General features: G+C 50.6%; 19 protein-coding genes. 18 read left to right on the top strand and 1 reads right to left on the bottom strand.

Annotated elements, in window-relative coordinates:
* Positions 1–37: 37 nt before the first annotated feature.
* Positions 38–673 carry a 1-acyl-sn-glycerol-3-phosphate acyltransferase gene (locus Q0E49_RS03195; protein WP_295746515.1) on the bottom strand — a complete coding sequence of 212 codons (636 nt, stop codon included), beginning with the start codon at positions 671–673 and terminating at the stop codon, positions 38–40.
* A 72-nt stretch (positions 674–745) separates the two neighbouring features.
* Here Q0E49_RS03195 and Q0E49_RS03190 point away from each other — a divergent pair, with 72 nt between their 5' ends.
* The 18 genes from Q0E49_RS03190 (at position 746) to truB (ending at position 20,514) form a co-directional block, all read left to right on the top strand.
* The gene (locus Q0E49_RS03190; RefSeq protein ID WP_295746514.1) at positions 746–1,498 is read left to right on the top strand and encodes a tRNA1(Val) (adenine(37)-N6)-methyltransferase; all 753 of its coding nucleotides are present in this window, start codon (positions 746–748) and stop codon (positions 1,496–1,498) included.
* Positions 1,491–1,823 carry a GIY-YIG nuclease family protein gene (locus tag Q0E49_RS03185; protein ID WP_295746513.1) on the top strand — a complete coding sequence of 111 codons (333 nt, stop codon included), beginning with the start codon at positions 1,491–1,493 and terminating at the stop codon, positions 1,821–1,823. The genes Q0E49_RS03190 and Q0E49_RS03185 overlap by 8 nt, the downstream gene beginning before the upstream one ends.
* A 129-nt stretch (positions 1,824–1,952) precedes the next feature.
* Complete coding sequence (rpsB, locus tag Q0E49_RS03180; RefSeq protein ID WP_295746512.1) at positions 1,953–2,744, top strand: 30S ribosomal protein S2; 792 nt, start codon at positions 1,953–1,955, stop codon at positions 2,742–2,744.
* A 108-nt stretch (positions 2,745–2,852) separates the two neighbouring features.
* On the top strand, positions 2,853–3,731 hold the full coding sequence (tsf, locus tag Q0E49_RS03175; RefSeq protein ID WP_295746511.1) for a translation elongation factor Ts: 879 nt from the start codon (positions 2,853–2,855) through the stop codon (positions 3,729–3,731).
* 73 nt (positions 3,732–3,804) lie between these two features.
* Positions 3,805–4,527, top strand: a complete 723-nt coding sequence (gene pyrH, locus Q0E49_RS03170; RefSeq protein WP_295746510.1) for a UMP kinase — start codon at positions 3,805–3,807, stop codon at positions 4,525–4,527.
* Between the two features lie 2 nt (positions 4,528–4,529).
* Positions 4,530–5,093 (top strand): ribosome recycling factor, encoded by a 564-nt coding sequence (gene frr / locus Q0E49_RS03165; RefSeq protein ID WP_295746509.1) that lies wholly within the window; start codon positions 4,530–4,532, stop codon positions 5,091–5,093.
* 122 nt (positions 5,094–5,215) lie between these two features.
* A complete protein-coding gene (locus Q0E49_RS03160; protein ID WP_295746508.1) occupies positions 5,216–5,974 on the top strand; it encodes an isoprenyl transferase in 759 nt (252 codons plus the stop codon).
* Between the two features lie 17 nt (positions 5,975–5,991).
* Positions 5,992–6,780: a phosphatidate cytidylyltransferase gene (locus Q0E49_RS03155; protein ID WP_295746507.1), complete on the top strand. Its 789-nt coding sequence runs from the start codon at positions 5,992–5,994 to the stop codon at positions 6,778–6,780.
* A gap of 23 nt (positions 6,781–6,803) precedes the next feature.
* Positions 6,804–8,081: an RIP metalloprotease RseP gene (gene rseP / locus Q0E49_RS03150; RefSeq protein WP_295746506.1), complete on the top strand. Its 1,278-nt coding sequence runs from the start codon at positions 6,804–6,806 to the stop codon at positions 8,079–8,081.
* 34 nt (positions 8,082–8,115) lie between these two features.
* Positions 8,116–9,852 carry a proline--tRNA ligase gene (locus Q0E49_RS03145; protein ID WP_295746505.1) on the top strand — a complete coding sequence of 579 codons (1,737 nt, stop codon included), beginning with the start codon at positions 8,116–8,118 and terminating at the stop codon, positions 9,850–9,852.
* A gap of 87 nt (positions 9,853–9,939) precedes the next feature.
* Positions 9,940–14,265 (top strand): PolC-type DNA polymerase III, encoded by a 4,326-nt coding sequence (locus Q0E49_RS03140; protein ID WP_295746504.1) that lies wholly within the window; start codon positions 9,940–9,942, stop codon positions 14,263–14,265.
* A gap of 128 nt (positions 14,266–14,393) precedes the next feature.
* Positions 14,394–14,876: a ribosome maturation factor RimP gene (gene rimP / locus Q0E49_RS03135; protein WP_295746503.1), complete on the top strand. Its 483-nt coding sequence runs from the start codon at positions 14,394–14,396 to the stop codon at positions 14,874–14,876.
* 14 nt (positions 14,877–14,890) lie between these two features.
* On the top strand, positions 14,891–16,078 hold the full coding sequence (gene nusA, locus Q0E49_RS03130) for a transcription termination factor NusA (protein ID WP_295746502.1): 1,188 nt from the start codon (positions 14,891–14,893) through the stop codon (positions 16,076–16,078).
* Positions 16,079–16,107: 29 nt separating this feature from the next.
* Positions 16,108–16,407, top strand: coding sequence for a YlxR family RNase P modulator (locus tag Q0E49_RS03125; RefSeq protein ID WP_295746501.1), 300 nt, complete (start codon positions 16,108–16,110; stop codon positions 16,405–16,407).
* Positions 16,397–16,705 (top strand): YlxQ-related RNA-binding protein, encoded by a 309-nt coding sequence (locus tag Q0E49_RS03120; protein ID WP_295746500.1) that lies wholly within the window; start codon positions 16,397–16,399, stop codon positions 16,703–16,705. The genes Q0E49_RS03125 and Q0E49_RS03120 overlap by 11 nt, the downstream gene beginning before the upstream one ends.
* A 22-nt stretch (positions 16,706–16,727) precedes the next feature.
* Positions 16,728–19,130: a translation initiation factor IF-2 gene (gene infB / locus Q0E49_RS03115; RefSeq protein ID WP_295746499.1), complete on the top strand. Its 2,403-nt coding sequence runs from the start codon at positions 16,728–16,730 to the stop codon at positions 19,128–19,130.
* A 15-nt stretch (positions 19,131–19,145) separates the two neighbouring features.
* Positions 19,146–19,511 carry a 30S ribosome-binding factor RbfA gene (gene rbfA / locus Q0E49_RS03110; protein WP_295746498.1) on the top strand — a complete coding sequence of 122 codons (366 nt, stop codon included), beginning with the start codon at positions 19,146–19,148 and terminating at the stop codon, positions 19,509–19,511.
* Between the two features lie 97 nt (positions 19,512–19,608).
* Entirely contained in the window at positions 19,609–20,514 is a 906-nt protein-coding gene (gene truB / locus Q0E49_RS03105; protein ID WP_295746497.1) for a tRNA pseudouridine(55) synthase TruB, read from the top strand.
* Positions 20,515–20,517 lie beyond the last annotated feature (3 nt).

Raw genomic sequence — 20,517 nt, 5'->3', positions numbered from 1 at the left:
GAGTCGCTGGCTGCGACTCCTTTCTTTCTGTTTGATGTTAGAAGTTATCGTTTTTTGGCTTAGGCGGCATGACGTACTTAAACGACGGATCGAGCTCATGATCTAAGTCATCGAACGCTTGCTGCAATTGCTGCTCGACCTGGTGCTGGTAGTCATCAGTTAAGCGCTGGTGACGGTCTAGTTCAATCGGCTGACCAAAAGCAATCCGCCTTTTCTTGCGTGACCAGAGCTGCCCGAAAGACAGCGGACCCTGGTAAACAGCGGGAACTAGTGGCACGTTGGCGAGTTTGGCGATGAGTAGTGCGCCCCCCTTGAGCTGGTTGGAGTAACGTGACCCGGTCGGGAAGATAATTGTTGAAAGGTCGCTGTCCTTCAGCAGCTTCACCGGCTTTTTGATCGCGGACATACCTGGATGCTTCCGGTTGACCGGAAAGGCGTGCAGTTTGCGGAGAAACCAGTTATTAAACCGGGTGTCGAACAATTCCTCCTTCGCCATAAAGCTAAACTCTTTCGGGTAGGCCGCAATGGCGAGCAGAACTGGGTCCATCCATGTCCGGTGCGGGGCAACTAAGATGTAGTTGCCGTCCGGCAGGTTTTCTTTGTGCTTGACTTGGGCGGGCCCGTTAATCAGCGTTAAAATAGGATTTACCAAATGGATTAAAAAGCGATACATTCTTTCTTCCCCTAATAATTATTGTCAACAGTATGACGAATCTTGACCTCAGTTTCAACCCCGGAGGGACATATGACAAAGGAATCAACATTATTACAAGCCGGCGAGCGCGTTGATGAACTCCCTGCTGCCGACATTAAGATTATCCAAAGTGACCAGGTATTTGCCTTTTCACTGGACGCCGTCATTTTAGCGTATTTTGTCCGACCAAACCACCGTCACCGGTTAAAGGTGGTGGATCTTTGCGCGGGCAACGGGGCCGTTGGGTTGTTTCTTCACGAGAAGCTTGGTGGTCACTTTACCGAGATTGAAATCCAGCCGCGCTTGGCGGAGATGGCGCAACGAAGCATCGAGTTAAACGACCTTGCTGATCGGTACCGGGTTGTGACTGACGACTTAGCCAATGTTTACCGTTCAGTCCCCAAGGATTCGGCAGATATTGTTGTTTGCAATCCGCCGTACTTTACCGACTTGCCACAAAGTGAAAAGAATCCTAATCCTTACCTGGCAGTGGCCCGTCATGAGATAAAAACCAACCTCAGCACGGTCGTGGACCGGATGAGTGGGTTACTGAAGATGAATGGTCACGCTTATCTTGTCCACCGGCCAAGCCGACTGACGGAAATTCTGGCGAAGTTGGCGGCTGCCCGCCTGGTCCCCAAACGGCTCCAGTTTGTCTACCCGCGTAGTGGACGGGATGCGAACATGGTAGTGATTGAGGCGATTAAGGATGGTAAACCGGGTGGCCTCAAGGTCAATGCACCGCTCATCGTCCACCAGGGTCAGGATTATTCACCAGCGGTAAAAGAGATGCTGTATGGCTAAAAAATATTATTTTTACGTTCTGTACTGTGCGGATGATTCGCTCTATGGCGGGTTTACCGATAACGTTCAGCGGCGGTTTGCAACTCACCAGTCTTATAACGGGGCAAAGTACACCAGGGTGAAAAGCCGCCATCCTTTGCAGCTGGCGTACTACCAAGGCTTTGCTAGCAAACATGATGCCCTGAGCGCTGAGTACCATTTCAAACACCAGCAACGTTCACGAAAAGTCGCTTTTTTGCACCAACACGGTGTGAGGTTAGCAACCTTCCGCCGACAACTTCAAAAACTTCGTGGCAAAAGCCAAAAAGAACTTGAGAAGCCGTAGGAGTTTTTGTATACTATTAGTCGGTGCTTTACTGCACAAAACACACACCCACCGCGATGAAAGAGGAAGTGCCAGTTGGTGCCTGTTTCAGTTGAACGGTAGGGAGGACAAACTATTTGGAGGTATATTATGGCTGTTGTTACTATGAAGCAATTACTGGAAGCCGGTGTTCATTTCGGTCACCAGACTCGTCGTTGGAACCCAAAGATGAAGCCGTACATCTTTACTGAACGTAACGGGATTTACATCATTGACCTGCAGAAGACGGTTAAGATGATCGGTACTGCTTACAACTACATGAAGGATGTTGCCGCAAATGATGGCGTGATCCTGTTTGTTGGTACTAAGAAGCAGGCTCAGGATTCTATCGAAGAAGAAGCTACCCGTGCTGGCGTTTACTATGTCAACCACCGTTGGCTTGGTGGGACGCTGACTAACTGGAAGACTATCCAGTCACGGATTGCCCGCCTGAAGGAACTGAAGAAGATGACCACTGATGGTACCTTTGACGTTCTGCCAAAGAAGGAAGTTGCTGTGCTGACTAAGCAACGCGAAAAGCTCGAACACTTCCTGGGCGGGATCGAAGACATGCCACGGATTCCTGATGTAGTCTACATTGTGGACCCACACAAGGAACAAATCGCAGTTAACGAAGCAAAGAAGCTTAATATTCCGATCGTTGCCATGGTTGACACTAACACCGACCCAGATGACATCGATGTTATCATCCCATCAAACGACGACGCTATCCGTGCCGTTCGTCTGATCACTTCGAAGATGGCTGATGCCGTTATCGAAGGTAAGCAGGGTCAAGATGAACAAAAGGCTGCTAAGGAAGAAGCAGCTGCTGACGATGCTGACCAAACCGTTTCTGAAGATTCACTGAATGATCTGAAGAAGCATGCTGAAGGCAAGGACTAAGAATAATAGTTAACGCTTGGGCTGTTTTGCAGGATGACCTTTTGGGCCTGAGTGCAAAGCAGCCTTTTTACTAACCGAATTGAAAATTAACACGAGGAGTGATTGAAGATGGCAAAAATTAGTGCCAAATTGGTAATGCAGTTGCGTGATAAGTCAGGTGTCGGGATCATGGCGGCTAAGAAGGCCCTTGTTGAAAGTGATGGCGACATGGACAAGGCCATGGACCTGCTGCGTGAAAAGGGAATGGCTAAGGCTGCCAAGAAGAGTGGCAAGGTTGCTGCTGAAGGCTTGACTGCCATTGAAGTAGAGGGCAACAACGCGGTGATCGTTGAGTTGAACTCCGAAACTGACTTTGTGGCCGCATCTGACCCGTTCAAGCAGTTGCTGAGCAAGCTGGCTAAGCTACTGGTTGAAAAGCAACCAGCTGACGTTGAAGCCGCTGAAGAACTGTCATTTGATGACGGTACTTCCGTTAAGCAGGCACTGGCCACTACGACTCAACAAACTGGTGAAAAGATCAGTATCCGCCGCTTCGAAATCGTTAAGAAGAACGATGGGGATCATTTTGGTCCTTACCTGCACCAGGGTGGGCGGATTGCTTCACTGGTTGTCCTGGAAGGCGCTGATGATGCCACTGCCAAGGACGTTGCAATGCACGTTGCCGCAATCAACCCTGAGTTTATGACTAAGGACGACGTACCGGCTGACCGGCTGGCTCACGAAAAGGAAGTCTTCAAGCAAGAAACGCTTAACGAAGGCAAGCCAGAAAAGATCGTCGACCGCATTGTTGAGGGCCGGCTCAAGAAGTTCCTGTCTGAAATCTGCCTGGCCGACCAAGACTTTGTTAAGGACTCCGATAAGACTGTTGCCGAATACGTTGCTTCGAAGGATGGCAAGCTGAAGTCCTTCGTTCGCTACGAAGTTGGTGAAGGTATCGAAAAGAAACAGTCTGACATCGCACAAGAAGTGCAAGATCAGCTGAAGTAGTTCATTTTCTGAGGAGGGGCGTGCCAGCAAGTGGTGCGCCCTTTGCTGGATCATAAGCAAAGGAGGAACACTTATGTCTGATGTTAAGTATCACCGGATTGTTCTTAAACTGAGTGGCGAAGCACTGGCTGGCGATCAGAAGTTTGGGATCAACCCACCGGAAATCAAGCTGGTCGCCAAGGAATTGAAGCAGGTTTATGAATCCGGCGTTCAGGTGGCCATCGTTGTCGGCGGTGGCAACATGTGGCGCGGTGTCACTGGTGAACAACTGGGAATGGAACGCGCCCAGGCCGATTATATCGGAATGCTGGGAACCATTATGAACGCTCTTTCACTGCAGGACGCCCTTGAATCTGTTGGGGTCCCAACGCGCGTTCAGACGTCGATTGAAATGCGGCAAATTGCCGAACCATACATCCGCCGCCGGGCAATTCGCCATCTTGAAAAGGGCCGGGTTGTTATCTTTGCTGGTGGAACGGGAAGCCCATACTTCTCGACTGATACCACCGCTGCGCTACGGGCTGCTGAAATCAATGCCGATGCAATTCTGATGGGGAAGAACGGGGTTGACGGCGTTTACTCGGCCGATCCGAACAAGGACGCGTCAGCCGTGAAGTTTGACCACCTGACCCACATGGATATCTTGGAAAAACACCTTCACGTAATGGACTCAACTGCCAGCTCATTGTCGATGGATAACCATATTCCACTGGTTGTCTTTAACTTTAACAAGTCAGGCAACATTCTGAAGGCAGTCTCGGGAGAATCGATCGGGACGACAATCGAAGGAGATTAATTATGGCAAGTTCAAAACAAATCTTGGCAGAAGCTAAGGATAAGATGAAGAAAACGGGTGAAGCACTGTCACGCCGCCTGGCTGAAATCCGGGCAGGGCGGGCAAATGCCAGCCTGCTGAATCCAGTAAAGGTTGATTATTATGGGGCCCCAACGCCACTTAACCAGGTTGCTTCAATTACGATTCCGGAAGCCCGTCAGCTGCTGGTTACTCCGTATGACAAGAGTATCCTGGAAGAAATCGAGCGGGCAATTTACGAAGCTAACCTCGGCTTAAACCCGCAAAACGAAGGGGCTGCCATTCGGATCCTGATTCCACAACTGACGGAAGACCGGCGGAAGGAATTGGTGAAGAACGTTAAGGCGGAAACCGAAAAAGCGAAGGTGGCCATTCGTAACGTTCGGCGCGATGCGATGGACCAGCTGAAGGATGGTCACAAGAACGGTGATTTTAACGATGACCAGTTCCACGACCTGGAAGACCAAGTCCAAAAGGAAACGGATGCGGGAATTAAGAACCTCGAAGACATTTCCGCTGCCAAGGAAAAGGAATTAATGACTGAATAATGTTGTTAGAAGGCAAGTGAAACGGCGACAGTCAGTTTTGCACTTGTCTTTTTTTCTGTTAAAATATGTTTTGTGCATAATTACTGCCGGTGGATACCGGCGAGTTGGGAGGCGGTCTGTTTATGGAACAAGCAAGTAACCACACAACACCGCAACTAGACATGGATAAAATTCCCGCTCATGTTGCCATCATTATGGATGGTAACGGGCGGTGGGCGACAAGACAGCACCTGCCGCGAATTGCTGGGCATAAGGCCGGAATGAACACCGTCAAGAAGATTGCGATTGCGGCGAGTGACTTAGGGGTTAAAGTGCTAACCTTGTATGCTTTTTCAACCGAAAATTGGAAGCGACCAGAATCAGAAGTTAGCTATTTGATGAAGCTGCCCATTCGCTTCTTTAACACCTTTGTCCCCGATTTGGTAAAACATAACGTCCGGGTGATGGTGATGGGGCACATTGACGGCCTGCCTGCTGCCACCCAAAAAGCAGTCAAAAAGGCGATGGCCGATACAGCCACTTGTGACGGGATGGTCCTCAACTTTGCCTTGAATTATGGTGGACGTGACGAATTAGTTTGTGCGATGAAGGCAATTGCTCAGTCAGTTCAGGAAGGGAAGCTTTCTCCCCAGCAGGTTAATGAAGACCTAATTAACCAGCACCTGATGACTGCCCCATTGGGAGCAGTTAGCGATCCAGACTTGCTGATTCGAACCAGCGGTGAGGAGCGAATTAGCAACTTCCTGCTTTGGCAGATCGCATACAGTGAGTTAGTCTTTGTGGACCAGGCCTGGCCTGACTTTAATGGCAACAGTCTTCGTGCTGCTATCAGTACTTTCCAACACCGCCACCGTCGTTTCGGTGGGCTCGTGAATAAATAAATGATTGGAGAATAGAATTGAAAACGCGTGTTATTACTGCCATTGTGGCATTAGCTATTTTCATTCCGCTGATTTTAATTGGCGGGTGGCCATTAACTTTTGCTGCGTTGGTCTTAGGCGTTGTTGCGATGGGCGAAATCACAACAATGAAAAAGATGTTTGTGACTTCGTTTCCGGCCCTGATTAGTTTCATTGGCGTTTGTTTGGTGGTTGCCCCGAGCACGTGGCTTGCCTGGTTGCCAACGGGAATTAGTCGCTGGGAAGCATTTTACATCCTTGTGATCTTCTTACTGTTGTACACGGTAATTGCTAAGCAACGTTTTAGCTTTGATGATGCTGGTGTACTGACACTGGGGATGTTGTACATTGGCTTTGGCTTTAATGCGTTTATTGCCGCACGGGGAGTTGGTTTTACCACCTTGCTTTACGGGATGCTGATTGTTTGGATTACCGATAGCGGGGCTTACTTGATTGGCCGTAAGCTTGGTCAGCATAAGCTAGCGCCAAAAGTGAGCCCTAATAAGACCTGGGAAGGGTCAATTGGCGGGACTGTATCAGCGGTCATTATCGCTGCTATTTACCTCTACTTCTTCCCGGTTGGCTACGACAACTACTGGTTGATGCTAGTTGCCACTTTGTTCCTGTCTATTATGGGCCAGTTTGGGGACCTGATTGAATCATCACTGAAACGCTACTATGGCGTGAAGGACTCGGGAAAAATCCTTCCGGGTCACGGCGGTATTTTGGACCGGTTTGATAGCATGCTACTGGTAATGCCGCTCATGCAACTACTAGCGATTATCTAATACCTATTGAGTGAGGCGGTTATTTGCTAATCACGATTATTACCTTCATCCTTGTTTTTGGACTGATCGTTCTGATCCACGAGTTTGGTCACTACTACTTTGCCGTCCGTGCCGGGATTCTTGTTCGTGAGTTTTCTATCGGGATGGGTCCCAAGGTGTGGTGGCACCGGGGAAAAAATGGGACGACCTTTACGGTGAGAATTCTCCCCCTGGGTGGTTACGTTCGTTTTGCTGGGGACGATGACGATGATGAGGAAAACCTTCGTCCTGGCTCGACGGTCAGCATTACTTTAAACGAACAGCAGCAAGTTAAAACGATTGATGTCAGTCGGAACAACCAGTTGTTGCAGGGCATCCCGCTACAGGTAGTTGATCATGACTTGACGGATGACTTATTTATTGCCGGTTATGTCAATGGTGACGAGTCAACGGTGAAACGTTTTGCCGTTGACCACGATGCAGTGATTGTTGAACCTGATGGGACTAGTGTCCGTATTGCCCCGCGGGATGTGCTCTTTCAGTCGGCTAGTCTCGGGCATCGGATGTTAACTAACTTTGCGGGGCCGTTTAATAACTTCGTTCTTTCGCTAGTGGTCTTTGTTATCCTGGGCTTTACCCTACCGGGAATTCCGACTGGGACGAACCGGCTGGGACATGTGCAGTCAGCTGGACCAGCGGCGCGTGCTGGTCTGGTTGCCGGTGACCGGATTGTTAGCGTTGACCACCACCGGGTAAGAAACTGGCAAGAACTTTCCCAACAAGTAAGTACCAAGCCAGGAAAACGGGTAACGGTGAAATATGAACACGGCAACCGGCAAAAGACAGTGACCATGAAAACGACTACTGCTCGGGTTAACAAACAAAAGGTCGGGCGGATTGGGATTGAAGAAGAAGTGTCCAAGTCGCCAGTAGCCCGGGTGAAGTACGGATGGAACGCCTTCGTTCAATCAGGAACACTGATCTTCAGCGTCCTGGGCCATATGGTTACCCATGGTTTTAACGTCAACGACTTTGGCGGGCCGGTTGCCATGTACGCGGGTACTTCACAGGCAACGCACTACGGTATCAACGGCGTACTGGCCTTCCTCGCGTCCTTGTCAATCAACCTCGGAATTGTCAACCTCTTGCCAATTCCGGCACTAGATGGGGGAAAGTTACTGTTAAATATCGTTGAGGCCATTATCCGTCGGCCAATCCCGGAGAAGGTGGAAGTCGTTGTGACACTGATTGGCTTTACCATCTTGTTATTGTTAATGATCCTGGTTACCTATAACGATATCCAAAACTATTTTGTTCACTAAGTTGTGAAATCTATTTGAGGAGTAAAGAATTAAAATGAAACAATCACGAATGCTAATTCCAACGCTGAAGGAAGCCCCAAGTGATGCTGAAGCGATCAGCCACCAGATGCTGGTCCGTGGTGGCTACATTTACCAAGTTTCCGCCGGTGTGTGGGCTTACTTGCCACTAGCACAACGAATTTTGGCCAAGATTAAGCGGCTGATTCGTCAACAAATGGACAAGTACGACGGGGTTGAAATGACAGCGCCAGCCCTGTTACCAGCTGAGTTGTGGCAGAAGTCGGGCCGTTATGAGTCATACGGTGACAACTTGTTCAAACTTGAAGACCGCAAGAAGCGGCCATTCTTGCTTGGGCCAACGCACGAAGAGACTTTTACGACGATTGTCCGTGACAGCCTGAAGTCCTACAAGAAACTGCCACTCCTGTTGTACCAAATTACTGACAAGTTCCGGGATGAGGAACGGCCGCGTTTTGGTCTCCTTCGTGGTAAGGAATTTATCATGTGGGATGGTTATTCCTTCACCGTTGACCGCGAGGGCCTTGATGTGGAATACAATCATATGGCTCAAGCCCTCCGTGCGATCTTTGATGAAATCGGGTTAGACTACAAGGTCATCCTGGCAGACTCTGGTACAATCGGCGGCAAAGGTTCACAAGAATTTTCCGCCCCAGCAGCGATTGGTGAAGACACAATCGTCTACACTGACGGTGGTTACGCGGCTAACCTGGAAAAGGCAACTAGCAAGTTTGCTGAAAAACAGCAGTTAGGGAAGCCGGGCGAGTTGACCAAGAAGGGGACGCCAGGTGCCCATAGTGTTGACGAAGCAGCAGAAAGCCTTGGTATTGACGCTGACCAGATTCTCAAAGCGATGGTTTACGTTGCTAAGGATGGTCAGGACGAGTCGCCAGTAATGGTTTTGATGCGCGGTAATGACGAGGTTAACGAGGTTAAGTTGACAGATGTGTTGGACGTTGACAGCGTTCGTTTGGCCGACGACAAAGAAATTGCGGCCGTGTTGCCAGCACACGCCGGTTCACTCGGTCCAGTTGGTACCGACGGCAAGCTGAAAGTGGTTGCCGACCAGCACATCAAGGGCATGGTTAACATGGCTTGTGGTGCTAATGAAGATGGTTACCACTACATTAATGCCAACTTTGACCGGGACTTTACTGTCGACCAGTTTGCCGACGTGCGGAACGTCAAGGAAGGCGAAATTGGTCCTGATGGGTTCCCACTGAAGTTCACTAATGGGATTGAAGTTGGCCACATCTTTAAACTCGGCACGTTGTATTCGCGGGCATTCAAGGCCCAGGTTTTGAACCGGCAAGGTAAAGCAACTGATATTGTGATGGGCTGCTACGGAATCGGTGTTTCCCGGCTCCTGTCAGCAATTGCCGAGCAAAACAATGATGACCGTGGTTTGATTTGGCCAACCGCGATTGCACCGTTTGACGTGCACGTCATTCCAGTTAATGTCAAAAACGATGAGCAGGTTAAGATGGCCAATGAAATTACGACGGCCTTAGAAGATGAAGGTTATGAAGTGCTGCTTGATGACCGGAAAGAACGGGCTGGCGTCAAGTTCGCCGATTCAGATTTGATTGGTTTGCCGCTGCGGATCACGGTCGGCAAGAAGGCCAAGGATGGGATCGTCGAAATTAAGCTCCGGCGTACCGGCGAAACAATTGAGGTCAAACAAGAAGAAGTAGTTAATAACGTTCACATTCTCTTAAAGCAAGCGGCCAGCGACCAGCAACAAAAAGACTAGTGAACGTAAGTTAAAGGGTAGACTGTGACAAAGTTAGTGCCACGGTCTCTTTTTCTTGGAAGTTTTTTGTAGAAAAGGAGGAGCCACGTGGATTTAAGTCGGCACGAGTTATTTGAAAAGTTGTTAGAGCAGGTGCAACTGGCCGATGCCAATGAGCCAGCACTTGCTGATGGCAAAATCAAGGCAGTCGTTGTTCACCAGCAGTCAGTTTGTTGGGAGTTTCAATTGACCTTTAACCAGATACTGCCGGTTGCCGTCTATCGGCGTCTGCGGGAGGCGTTGGAAAATGCCTTTGAGGGCATCGTCAAAAAAGTCCAACTGACAATTGCGACACCAACGGACGACTTGGATGAAAAGCTGCTGGTTGACTACTGGCCACTAGTTGCCAACCAGGTAGTTGGCGATTCTCCGGTGGGATCTGAAATGACCGTGCAGAGCATCCCGACTGTCGATGGCCATCATGTTATTTTGACGGTTAGCAGCCAGCAAGCAGCCAACTTCTTTGCTGATAAACTGGTTCAGCAACTCGGAAACGCTTATACCAGGGTTGGTTTCCCGTCTTTTAAGCTCACGGTGAAGGTTAACCAGGAAGCCTCACAAAAGCGGGTGGCAGAGGTTCGCAAGAAGCAAGCGGCTAAGGACCAGGATTTAGTCAAAAAGGCCATGGCAGAGCTGGCGAAAAAACCAGCCAAACGGCAAAGTGCTGTTCCGGCCGGCCCGGTGGTTCTTGGCAAAACGATCAACCCGAAAATTCCAGTGACCCGGATGGGCGACATTACTGACGAGGAGCGTAACGTTGTTGTTGAAGGATATGTCTTCAACAAGGAAGTGACGGATATTAAAAGCGGTCGCCAGATCCTGGTTTTGGAAGTGACGGACTACACCTCATCGTTTGCCATTAAGAAGTTTTCTAACAGTGACACCGACAAGGCGCTGTTTGCCAAGCTTGCCGAGGGTGACTGGATAAAGGCGCGCGGCCCCATCCAGGAAGACACCTACATGCACGATTTAACGATGATGGCCTTTGACATCAACCAGGTGAGCCACCGCGTGCGTGAAGACAAGGCACCAGCAGGGAAGAAGCGGGTGGAATTGCACCTGCACTCCAAGATGAGCCAGATGGACGCGACAAACACCATCACTGAATACGTTAACCAGGCCCACAAGTGGGGGATGCCGGCGCTGGCCATTACCGACCACACTGACGTCCAAGCCTTTCCGGAAGCGGCACGTGCTGCTAAGGGCTTCGACGACTTCAAGATGCTTTATGGTGTGGAAGCTAACCTGGTGGATGAGGGGATGCCAATCGTCTATAACCCGAACGATCACGACCTATTGGATGCTGACTACGTGATCTTCGACGTGGAAACGACGGGACTCTCCGCCATCTACGACAAGGTGATCGAACTGTCAGCAACCAAGATGCACCATGGTGAAGTACTGGATCACTTTGACGAGTTCATCGACCCGGGATTCCCGCTGGCAAAGCAAACCATCGACCTGACCAGCATTACTGATGACATGGTCCGTGGTTCGAAGAGCGAAAAAGAAGTCTTTGACCTGTTCCGTGAATTCTGCCAGGGATCGCTGATTGCCGGGCATAACGTTTCCTTTGACCTGGGCTTTATGAACACGGGGTACCGGCGTCATGGGGAAAAGGAAATCGATGTGCCAGTGATTGACACCTTGCCGCTGGCACGGGTCTTGTACCCCCACCTGCGGTCTTACCGGTTGAATACCCTGAGTAAGAAGTTTGGTGTTGCCCTAGAGCACCACCACCGGGCTAATTACGACGCCGAAGCAACTGGTCACCTTTTGCACCTCTTCTTGAAGGATGCTGAAAAGCAGTGGGGAGTAACGAAGGCTAACCAGTTGAATGCCCACATGGGAGACAATGATGCTTACCGGCATACCCGACCGTCGCACGCCATTTTGATGGCGCAGACCCAGGCAGGTTTGAAGAATCTTTACAAGCTGATTTCGCTGTCGAACGTCCGTTACTTTTCACGGGTACCGCGGATTCCGCGGCGGCAGCTGGATAAGTTCCGTGAGGGAATTCTCGTCGGGACGGCTTGTCATCGCGGTGAAGTGTTCACTGCCATGATGCAAAAAGGTTACGAAGCCGCTAAGCAAAAGGCAAAGTACTACGACTACATTGAAGTTCAACCGAAGGCCAACTACGCCCCGCTGATTGAAGAAGGGTTAATTAGCGACCAGGCCAAGTTGGAGGAAATTATCAAGAACATGGTGAAGCTGGGCGATGACCTGGATAAGCCGGTGGTGGCGACGGGGGATGTCCATTACCTGAACCCGGAAGACGCCGATTATCGGCGGGTCCTGATTGCCTCGCAGGGCGGGGCTAACCCCCTCAACCATACAAAACGGCCGGACGTTCACTTCCGAACCACTGATGAAATGTTGGCTGCGTTTGACTTTCTTGGTGAAGAGCTGGCGCAAAAGATCGTGGTTGACAACACCCAAAAGATCGCTGATTCGGTTGAGCAAATTTCACCGGTGGCACCTGGGACGTACCCGCCGCATATGGAGGGGGCCAACGACGAAATAACCAAACGGACTTACGACACCGCCAAGGCGTGGTACGGCGACCCGCTGCCGAAAATTGTGGCCGACCGGATTAAGTTGGAACTCGATGCCATTATTAAGAACGGGTTTGCCGTGCACTACCTGATTGCCCAACGACTTGTGGCTAAATCTAACAAGGATGGTTACCTGGTTGGTTCACGGGGATCCGTTGGTTCCAGTGTGGTGGCCACGCTGTCAGGGGTCACAGAAGTGAACCCCTTACCGCCACACTACCGCTGTCCAAAGTGCCAGTACAGTCAGTTCTTTACTAAGGGGGAGTATAGTTCCGGCTATGACTTGCCCGATAAAAATTGCCCGCACTGCGGTACTTTAATGGTCAAAGATGGGCAGAACATCCCGTTCCAAACCTTCCTCGGGTTTGAAGGGAATAAGGTTCCCGACATTGACTTGAACTTTTCTGGTGACTACCAGCCAATTGCCCATAACTACATGAAGGTGCTTTTCGGCTCTAAGAACGTTTACCGGGCCGGAACGATCGGCACGATTGCTGACAAAACGGCCTATGGTTACGTCAAAGCGTACGAGCGAGAAAATGACCGTGAATTTCGGCGGGCGGAAGAAGACCGGCTTGCTAAGGGGGCTACCGGGGTGAAGCGGACTACCGGCCAGCACCCGGCCGGGATCATCATTGTTCCGGATGATAAGGAAATCTATGATTTTACTCCGGTGCAATACCCGGCTGATGATCAAAGCGCTGACTGGGAAACCACCCACTTTGACTTCCACTCCATTCACGATAACTTGCTGAAGATGGATATTCTGGGTCACGATGACCCGACGATGATCCGGGAACTGCAGGACCTATCGGGGGTGGACCCGAAGACGATCCCGATGGACGACCCCGGGGTCATGAGCCTCTTCTCCAGTCCAGAAGCACTAGGCGTGACGCCCGAACAAATTAACTCGCAAACCGGGACACTGGGGCTGCCAGAATTTGGGACGCGCTTTGTTCGCGGAATGTTGGAGGAAACCCACCCGCAAAACTATTCGCAGCTGTTGCAGATTTCAGGGTTGTCACACGGGACGGACGTTTGGAATAATAACGCTGAGGACCTCATCAATAACCATATCGCTACGATTGCCAACGTGATTGGTTGTCGTGATAACATTATGACCGACTTAATTAATTATGGTCTGAAATCTGAAAGTGCCTTCCAGGTAATGGAATCTGTCCGTCACGGTCGGGGCATTCCAGAAAAGTACCTTCCGGAAATGAAGAAGGTCAAGGTCCCGCAGTGGTACATGGATTCGTGCAGCAAGATTAAGTATATGTTCCCGCGGGCCCACGCCGCTGCCTACGTGCTGATGGCGTTGCGGATTGCTTACTTTAAGGTTTACTGTCCCCTGATCTATTACTGTGCCTTCTTCTCCGTTCGCGCTAGTGATTTCGATGTTGTGGCAATGTCGCAAGGGAAGAACGCCGTTAAGGGCAAGATCAACGAACTGGTCGAGAAAGAACGCAACCATGATGCGACGGCCAAGGATAAGAACCTGGAGACGGTGCTCGACCTGGCCAATGAGATGTTGGAACGGGGCTTTAACTTCAAAATGGTTGACCTCAAGCGTTCCGACGCAACCAAGTGGCTGATTGATGGCAACTCGCTGATTGCTCCGTTTTCGGCAATCCCGGGGTTAGGGATCAACGCCGCTAAGCAGATCGTTGCTGCCCGTGAAGAACAAGAATTCTTGTCAAAGGAAGACCTTGCAAAGCGCGCGCACGTCTCACAGACCCTGATCGACTTTATGACTGACCAACACGTCTTAGACGGTCTGCCGGATCAAAACCAGCTGTCCCTCTTTGACTTTTAGGAGGTTGGGGCAGTTGTTGCGCAGCAATGATTGTGATGTTATAATACTAATGTCTAATAACTCGTCGTGGAGTGAGCAGCAATGCTCGCTCTTTTTCTTGCAATCAATTGAGACACGGAGGTGACATTGTGGCAACAGTAGTTGAAACGGTGACCGAACTGGTTACCCCCATTTTAGATGAATATCATTTTGAACTGTATGATGTTGAGTTTGTCCGGGAAGGCGGCAGCTGGTACTTGCGCGTTTATATCGACAAGGATGGTGGCATTACCCTCGAGGATTGTGCCAACGTCAGCGACGCGCTCAGTGAAAAACTGGATGCACTACCGGAGGATCCGATTCCGCAGCAGTACTTCTTGGAAGTTTCATCGCCGGGAGCAGAACGGCCCCTGAAGAAACCCAAAGACTACCAGCGGGCCATCAACCAGTATGTTCATGTCTCGCTGTACGCGCCCCTCAAGGGTCAGCACGGGAAGAAGGTCTACGAAGGGACACTGACAAAGGTGGACGATGACACCCTCACCGTCGAGTACATGGATAAAACGAGAAAGAAAACGGTTGAACTGCCACGCAAGCAGGTGGCCCAGGCGCGCTTAGCAATTAAGTTTTAAAGGAGTATCTGTCAATGAGTACCAAAAAACAAAACCAGGAACTTCTTCAGGCAATGAATGTTTTGGAGAAGGAAAAGGGCGTTAAAAAGGACACGATTATCCAAGTTCTGACCGACGCCCTGGCAACTGCTTATAAGAACAATTACAAGCAGAATAAGGCGAACGTCAAGGTTTCGATTGATCCGGACACTGGGGCCTTCAAGGTTTACGCCAAGAAAACGGTTGTTGACGAGGTCACCAACCCCCAAGAAGAAATCAGCCTGAAGGATGCTTACCAGATTAGCCATGGTTACGAACTGGGTGATGAAATTGACCAGGAAGTAACTCCTGCTAACTTTGGGCGGATTGCTGCTCAGGCGGGGAAGGGTGTTGTCCTCCAACAATTAAAGAACGCGGAACGGCAGGTTGTTGCCGACCGTTATCACAAGCTGGAGAACGATATTGTTGACGCCATTGTTTCGCGAGAAGACAGTCGCTACGTTTACGTCGAACTGCCAGATGGCACCGAAGCGGCAATGAATAAGCATGACCGGATGCCAAATGAGGAATACCATGTCCATGACCACTTGCAGGTGTACATCACCCGGGTGAAGGATGTGAAGGAAGGCGAACGGATGCGGGGACCACAGGTCTTTGTTTCCCGGACCGCTCCGGACTTATTGCGGCGCCTGTTTGAAAAAGAAGTCCCAGAGTTTGCAGACGGTCCGGTCGAAATCAAGAAGATCGTCCGTGAACCAGGTGACCGTGCTAAGGTTGCCGTTTACTCCACGGATCCCAACGTCGATGCGGTTGGCACCTGCGTTGGCCCACGCGGTTCGCGTGTTCAAGCCATCGTCAACCAGTTAGGCGGGGAAAACATCGATATTGTTGAGTACGACGAAAACCCGGCTAACTTTATCGCCAACGCCTTGAATCCGGCGGACGTTGAAGACGTGATCTTTGATGAAGAACCGGAACCGGCGGCAGAAACTGATGATGCTGAAGCTCCGGCTGAAGAGAGCGAAGCTGAAGAAGAACGGCCACGGCGGGCATGCACCGTCGTTGTTCCTGATGATCAGCTGTCGTTAGCCATCGGCAAGCACGGTCAAAACGCCCGGCTGGCTGCCAACCTGACTGGTTACAAGATTGACATTAAACCAGCGAGTGAAATGACCGCTGACGATGAGTCAGCTGGTGATTCTGACGTCGACGACGAAGAATAGTTAAACTAATTAGCAGCGGGGTGAAACAAGTGAAAAAGAAAAAAATACCGATGCGGAAAGATGTTGTGACCGGCCAGATGCGTCCAAAGCGTGAGCTGATTCGGGTTGTTCGCAACAAGGAAAATGAAGTTAGCCTCGACCCAACCGGTAAGAAGCCGGGTCGTGGAGCCTACGTCGCAGTCGACGTGGCTGTCGCAAAAAAGGCGAAGGCGGAACATACCTTTGACCAAGTTTTCAAAGTGAAGTTGGCTGACAGCTTTTATGATGAATTGATCAAGTATGCTGACCACCAGCAAGCTCGTCGTGAGCTGTTTAAAGATGAAAAGTAGTTGCCAGCAAGTTCTGCAGTTACTAGGACTTGCCAAGCGTGCTGGCCAACTCACTAGCGGGGAACCCTCCGTGGTGAAGGCCATTCGTAATGACGAAGCACGGTTAGTCGTGCTGGCCAGTGATGCAGGTGCGGCGACGGCAAAGAAGGTGACCGATAAGTGTCACTACTACCAGGTGGCACTAACAACGGCTTTCACCGCAAACGAAATCAGTGCTGCGGTTGGCGCCCAGCGGAAGGTGCTGGCGGTAACCCAGTCCGGGTTTGCTAAGAAAATGACTTCATTACTAAATAATTAACCGAGATAAGGAGCGTGGACGTATGGCCAAAGAACGTATTTACCAACTAGCAAAAGAATTATCCATGCCGAGCAAGGCACTGGTCAAGCTGGCCAACGAACAGGGCTTGAAGATTAAGAGCCACATGTCATCAGTTACACCTGACCAGGCAGCTCAGCTGAGAAAGATTGCTAAGGGTCAATCCCAAAACAAGCAGTCACAAAAAAAGCAGGGTCAAAAACAACACCAGGCAGCAACTCAAAAGCAGGTTCAGCAACACCAAGCTGGCAAAGCGAAGAGTAAGAAGCAGGGGCAACCTGCCAAGCAGAATCAGTCAAAGGGTGCCAATCACCAGCAACAACGGCCAGCCGACAAGAAGAAACACGAAAGCCGTTCGGAACGACGGCGTGAACGTCGGGCAGAGAAGAAGCACAATGCCCAGAATAACCACGGCCAGCAAAAGAACAACCGTGGCCAACAACAAAATAATGGTCAGCAAAAGAACAACCACCAGAATAACCAGCAAAATGGTGGTGGTCGTTTCGGTGGTAGCCTGAACAACGGCAAGAACAAGAAAAAGAATCGTCGGCAAAACCGTCGTGACCGGCGCAAAAACCGCCATAATAATAATCACCGGCTCCGTCAGGTTGAACACAAGCAACCAACAGCACGGAAGGACCGTCCGCTGCCGGATGTCTTGGAATACACTGACGGCATGAACGCGCAAGACCTGTCGAAGGTTTTGCACCGCTCAACCGCTGAAATCGTGAAGAAGCTCTTTATGCTGGGGGTCATGGTCAACCAGAACCAGGCACTCGACAAGGATACAATTGAAATCCTGGCTGCCGATTATGGCATTGAAGCAAAGGAAAAGGTCCAAGTCGATGTGGCCGACATTGACCAATTCTTCAAGGAAAGTGAAGAAAATACCGAGAACCAGGTTCCGCGTCCGCCAGTAGTGACGGTCATGGGGCACGTTGACCACGGTAAGACGACGCTGCTGGATAAGATTCGGCACTCCCATGTCACAGCTCACGAAGCCGGCGGGATCACCCAGGCAATTGGTGCTTACCAAGTTAAGTACAACGATAAGATGATTACGTTCTTGGATACCCCAGGGCACGCCGCCTTTACCGAAATGCGGGCACGTGGTGCGAACATCACTGACATCACGGTCCTGGTGGTGGCTGCAGATGATGGGGTCATGCCGCAAACGATCGAAGCCATCAACCACGCCAAGGCGGCCAAGACGCCAATTATCGTTGCGGTTAATAAGATTGATAAGCCGGGGGCTAACCCGGACCACGTTACTCAGCAGCTGACGGAATATGGTTTGATTCCGGAAGACTGGGGTGGTGACACGATCTACGTCCAGATTTCCGCGAAGTTTGGCAAGAACATTGACGAACTGCTGGACATGATCCTCCTCCAGGCCGAAATGATGGAACTGAAGGCCAACCCTGACCAACGTGCCGCGGGTTCGGTTGTTGAAGCCCGCCTCGACCAGGGGAAGGGTCCGGTAGCAACACTGCTGATCCAACAAGGGACCATGCACGTCGGCGATCCAGTCGTTGTTGGTAATACGTTTGGCCGTGTCCGGACGATGAACAACGAAAATGGGAAGGCTATTGAAGCCGCAACGCCATCAACACCAGTTGAGATTACCGGCCTCAATGACGTTCCAGAAGCCGGTGATCGCTTCGTGGTCTTCAAAGATGAAAAGACTGCCCGGGCAGCCGGTGAAGAGCGTGCTAAACGAGCGCTGGAAGAAGAACGTCAGCGGACTTCTCATGTGACCCTTGATAACCTCTTTGCGACGATGAAGAAGGGTGAGATGAAGACCCTGCCAATCATCATCAAGGCTGATGTTCAGGGGTCTGTTGAAGCCCTTGCCCAGTCACTTCAGAAGATCAAGGTGGATGGTGTCCGGGTTGACATCATTCACAAGGCCGTGGGGGCAATTTCAGAATCTGACGTTACCCTGGCCGAAGCTTCAAACGCGGTTATCATCGGCTTTAACGTTCGTCCAACACCAATTGCCCAGTCAGAAGCTCACGCCAACAATATCGATATCCGTCTGCACCGGGTTATCTACAACGCCATTGAAGAAGTGGAAGACGCGATGAAGGGGATGCTTGAACCGGTTTACAAGGAAGAAGTACTGGGGCAAGTGGAAGTTCGTCAGCTGTACCGGGCTTCTAAAGTCGGCACGATTGCCGGAGGGATGGTCACGAGCGGTAAGATCACCCGTGATTCACAAGTCCGGTTAATCCGTGACGGGGTAGTCATTTACGAAGGCGAGCTAGGCTCACTGAAGCGTTTCAAGGATGACGTGAAGGAAGTTAAGCAGGGCTATGAATGTGGTCTGACAATTGCTAACTACAACGATATTAAGGAACGCGACGTGATTGAAGCCTACAAGATGAAAGCTGTTCCACAAAAGTAAGCAAAGGAGGACGCCATGCCAAACAAACGTTACCGGGTTGACCGGTTGGCACAAGAGATTAAGCGCGAAGTCGACGACATTTTGCTAAAACGTGTCCGTGACCCGCGGGTCCAGGGCGTCACGATCACTGACGTTGACGTCACTGGCGACTTACAACAGGCAACGATCTACTACAGTATCCTGTCAGACAAGGCTTCTGACGGTGAGAAGGCGCAGGCGGGGTTAGACAAGGCGACTGGTCTGATCCGTAGTCTGCTGGGAGCGCGGTTAAATATTTTCAAGACACCTGAAATCTCGTTTAAACGCGACTCATCGATTGCTTATGGTAGTCGGATTGACCAGCTGCTCAACGAATTACACAAAAAAGATCACGAGTTTTAAGTAAAAAAACGTGAAAAAACGGCCCTTGGAATTCGGTTAAGCCGAAGTTCAGGGGCCGTTTGCTGTATAATGAGCATGATGAACAAAGGAGGACGAAATGGACGGAATTATTGCATTATACAAGGATCAGGGGATGACGAGCTTTGCCTGCGTCAACCGTTTGCGTCACGTTCTTCACGAGAAACGGATTGGCCACGCCGGAACGCTGGATCCCAATGTGGATGGGGTGTTGCCCATTTGTATTGGCAAGGCAACCAAGGTCGTCGACTTCCTTCATGAACAGCCCAAGACCTACGTTGGCGAGTTATTAATTGGTGAGGCTACGGAAACCGAGGACCTCGACGGCCAAGTGATTGCAACAAAACAAGTTACTGCGCCGATTGGCGATCAGTTTTTGCAGCAGACAATGGCGGCGATGACGGGCAAGTTAACCCAGGTCCCGCCGATGTATTCGGCGGTGCGGGTCCATGGCAAACACCTGTACGAATACGCGCGAGCGGGTGAAACAGTCGACCGGCCAAAGCGGCAGGTAGTGATCGACAGTTTCAAGCTGGTTTCATCAACGTACGATGCTAACAACGGTCAGCAGCGGGTCCGTTTTAAGGTTCAATGCAGCAAGGGAACCTACGTCCGCACCCTGGCGGTCGACTTGGCCAAGAATTTGGGCTATCCAGGGGTGATGAGTTCACTGACCCGCGTGGCGAGTGGCGGGTTCACCATCGATCAGACCATTAGCTTACAGGATGTTGATGACCTGGTTGCCAGCCAAATGATTAGCAACTACGTCCTGCCGCTGGCAATTGCCTTTGAAGATTGGCAGCAGGTCGAACTGACGGCTGACCAGTGGCAAGCAGTTCAACATGGTGGCTGGTTGACGGTTAATGAACTGCCGGCCAACAGCCAAGAACGGGTGGCCCTTTTTTATCATGGCAACATCAAAGCCCTCTACTATCGTGCTGATCAGCAGCACTATAAACCATTGAAAATGTTGGCAGTTAACTAGGAG

The sequence above is a fragment of the uncultured Limosilactobacillus sp. genome (assembly GCF_934202235.1).
Taxonomy (GTDB): Bacteria; Bacillota; Bacilli; order Lactobacillales; family Lactobacillaceae; genus Limosilactobacillus.
This window is presented reverse-complemented; position numbering and strand designations above follow the sequence as displayed.

What these genes read in the sequence shown, in the direction of transcription:
- Q0E49_RS03195 (WP_295746515.1), bottom strand. Translation starts at nt 673, where the DNA reads ATGTATCGCTTTTTAATCCATTTGGTAAATCCTATTTTAACGCTGATT.
- Q0E49_RS03190 (WP_295746514.1), top strand. Translation starts at nt 746, where the DNA reads ATGACAAAGGAATCAACATTATTACAAGCCGGCGAGCGCGTTGATGAA.
- Q0E49_RS03185 (WP_295746513.1), top strand. Translation starts at nt 1,491, where the DNA reads ATGGCTAAAAAATATTATTTTTACGTTCTGTACTGTGCGGATGATTCG.
- rpsB (WP_295746512.1), top strand. Translation starts at nt 1,953, where the DNA reads ATGGCTGTTGTTACTATGAAGCAATTACTGGAAGCCGGTGTTCATTTC.
- tsf (WP_295746511.1), top strand. Translation starts at nt 2,853, where the DNA reads ATGGCAAAAATTAGTGCCAAATTGGTAATGCAGTTGCGTGATAAGTCA.
- pyrH (WP_295746510.1), top strand. Translation starts at nt 3,805, where the DNA reads ATGTCTGATGTTAAGTATCACCGGATTGTTCTTAAACTGAGTGGCGAA.
- frr (WP_295746509.1), top strand. Translation starts at nt 4,530, where the DNA reads ATGGCAAGTTCAAAACAAATCTTGGCAGAAGCTAAGGATAAGATGAAG.
- Q0E49_RS03160 (WP_295746508.1), top strand. Translation starts at nt 5,216, where the DNA reads ATGGAACAAGCAAGTAACCACACAACACCGCAACTAGACATGGATAAA.
- Q0E49_RS03145 (WP_295746505.1), top strand. Translation starts at nt 8,116, where the DNA reads ATGAAACAATCACGAATGCTAATTCCAACGCTGAAGGAAGCCCCAAGT.
- nusA (WP_295746502.1), top strand. Translation starts at nt 14,891, where the DNA reads ATGAGTACCAAAAAACAAAACCAGGAACTTCTTCAGGCAATGAATGTT.
- Q0E49_RS03120 (WP_295746500.1), top strand. Translation starts at nt 16,397, where the DNA reads ATGAAAAGTAGTTGCCAGCAAGTTCTGCAGTTACTAGGACTTGCCAAG.
- infB (WP_295746499.1), top strand. Translation starts at nt 16,728, where the DNA reads ATGGCCAAAGAACGTATTTACCAACTAGCAAAAGAATTATCCATGCCG.
- rbfA (WP_295746498.1), top strand. Translation starts at nt 19,146, where the DNA reads ATGCCAAACAAACGTTACCGGGTTGACCGGTTGGCACAAGAGATTAAG.
- truB (WP_295746497.1), top strand. Translation starts at nt 19,609, where the DNA reads ATGGACGGAATTATTGCATTATACAAGGATCAGGGGATGACGAGCTTT.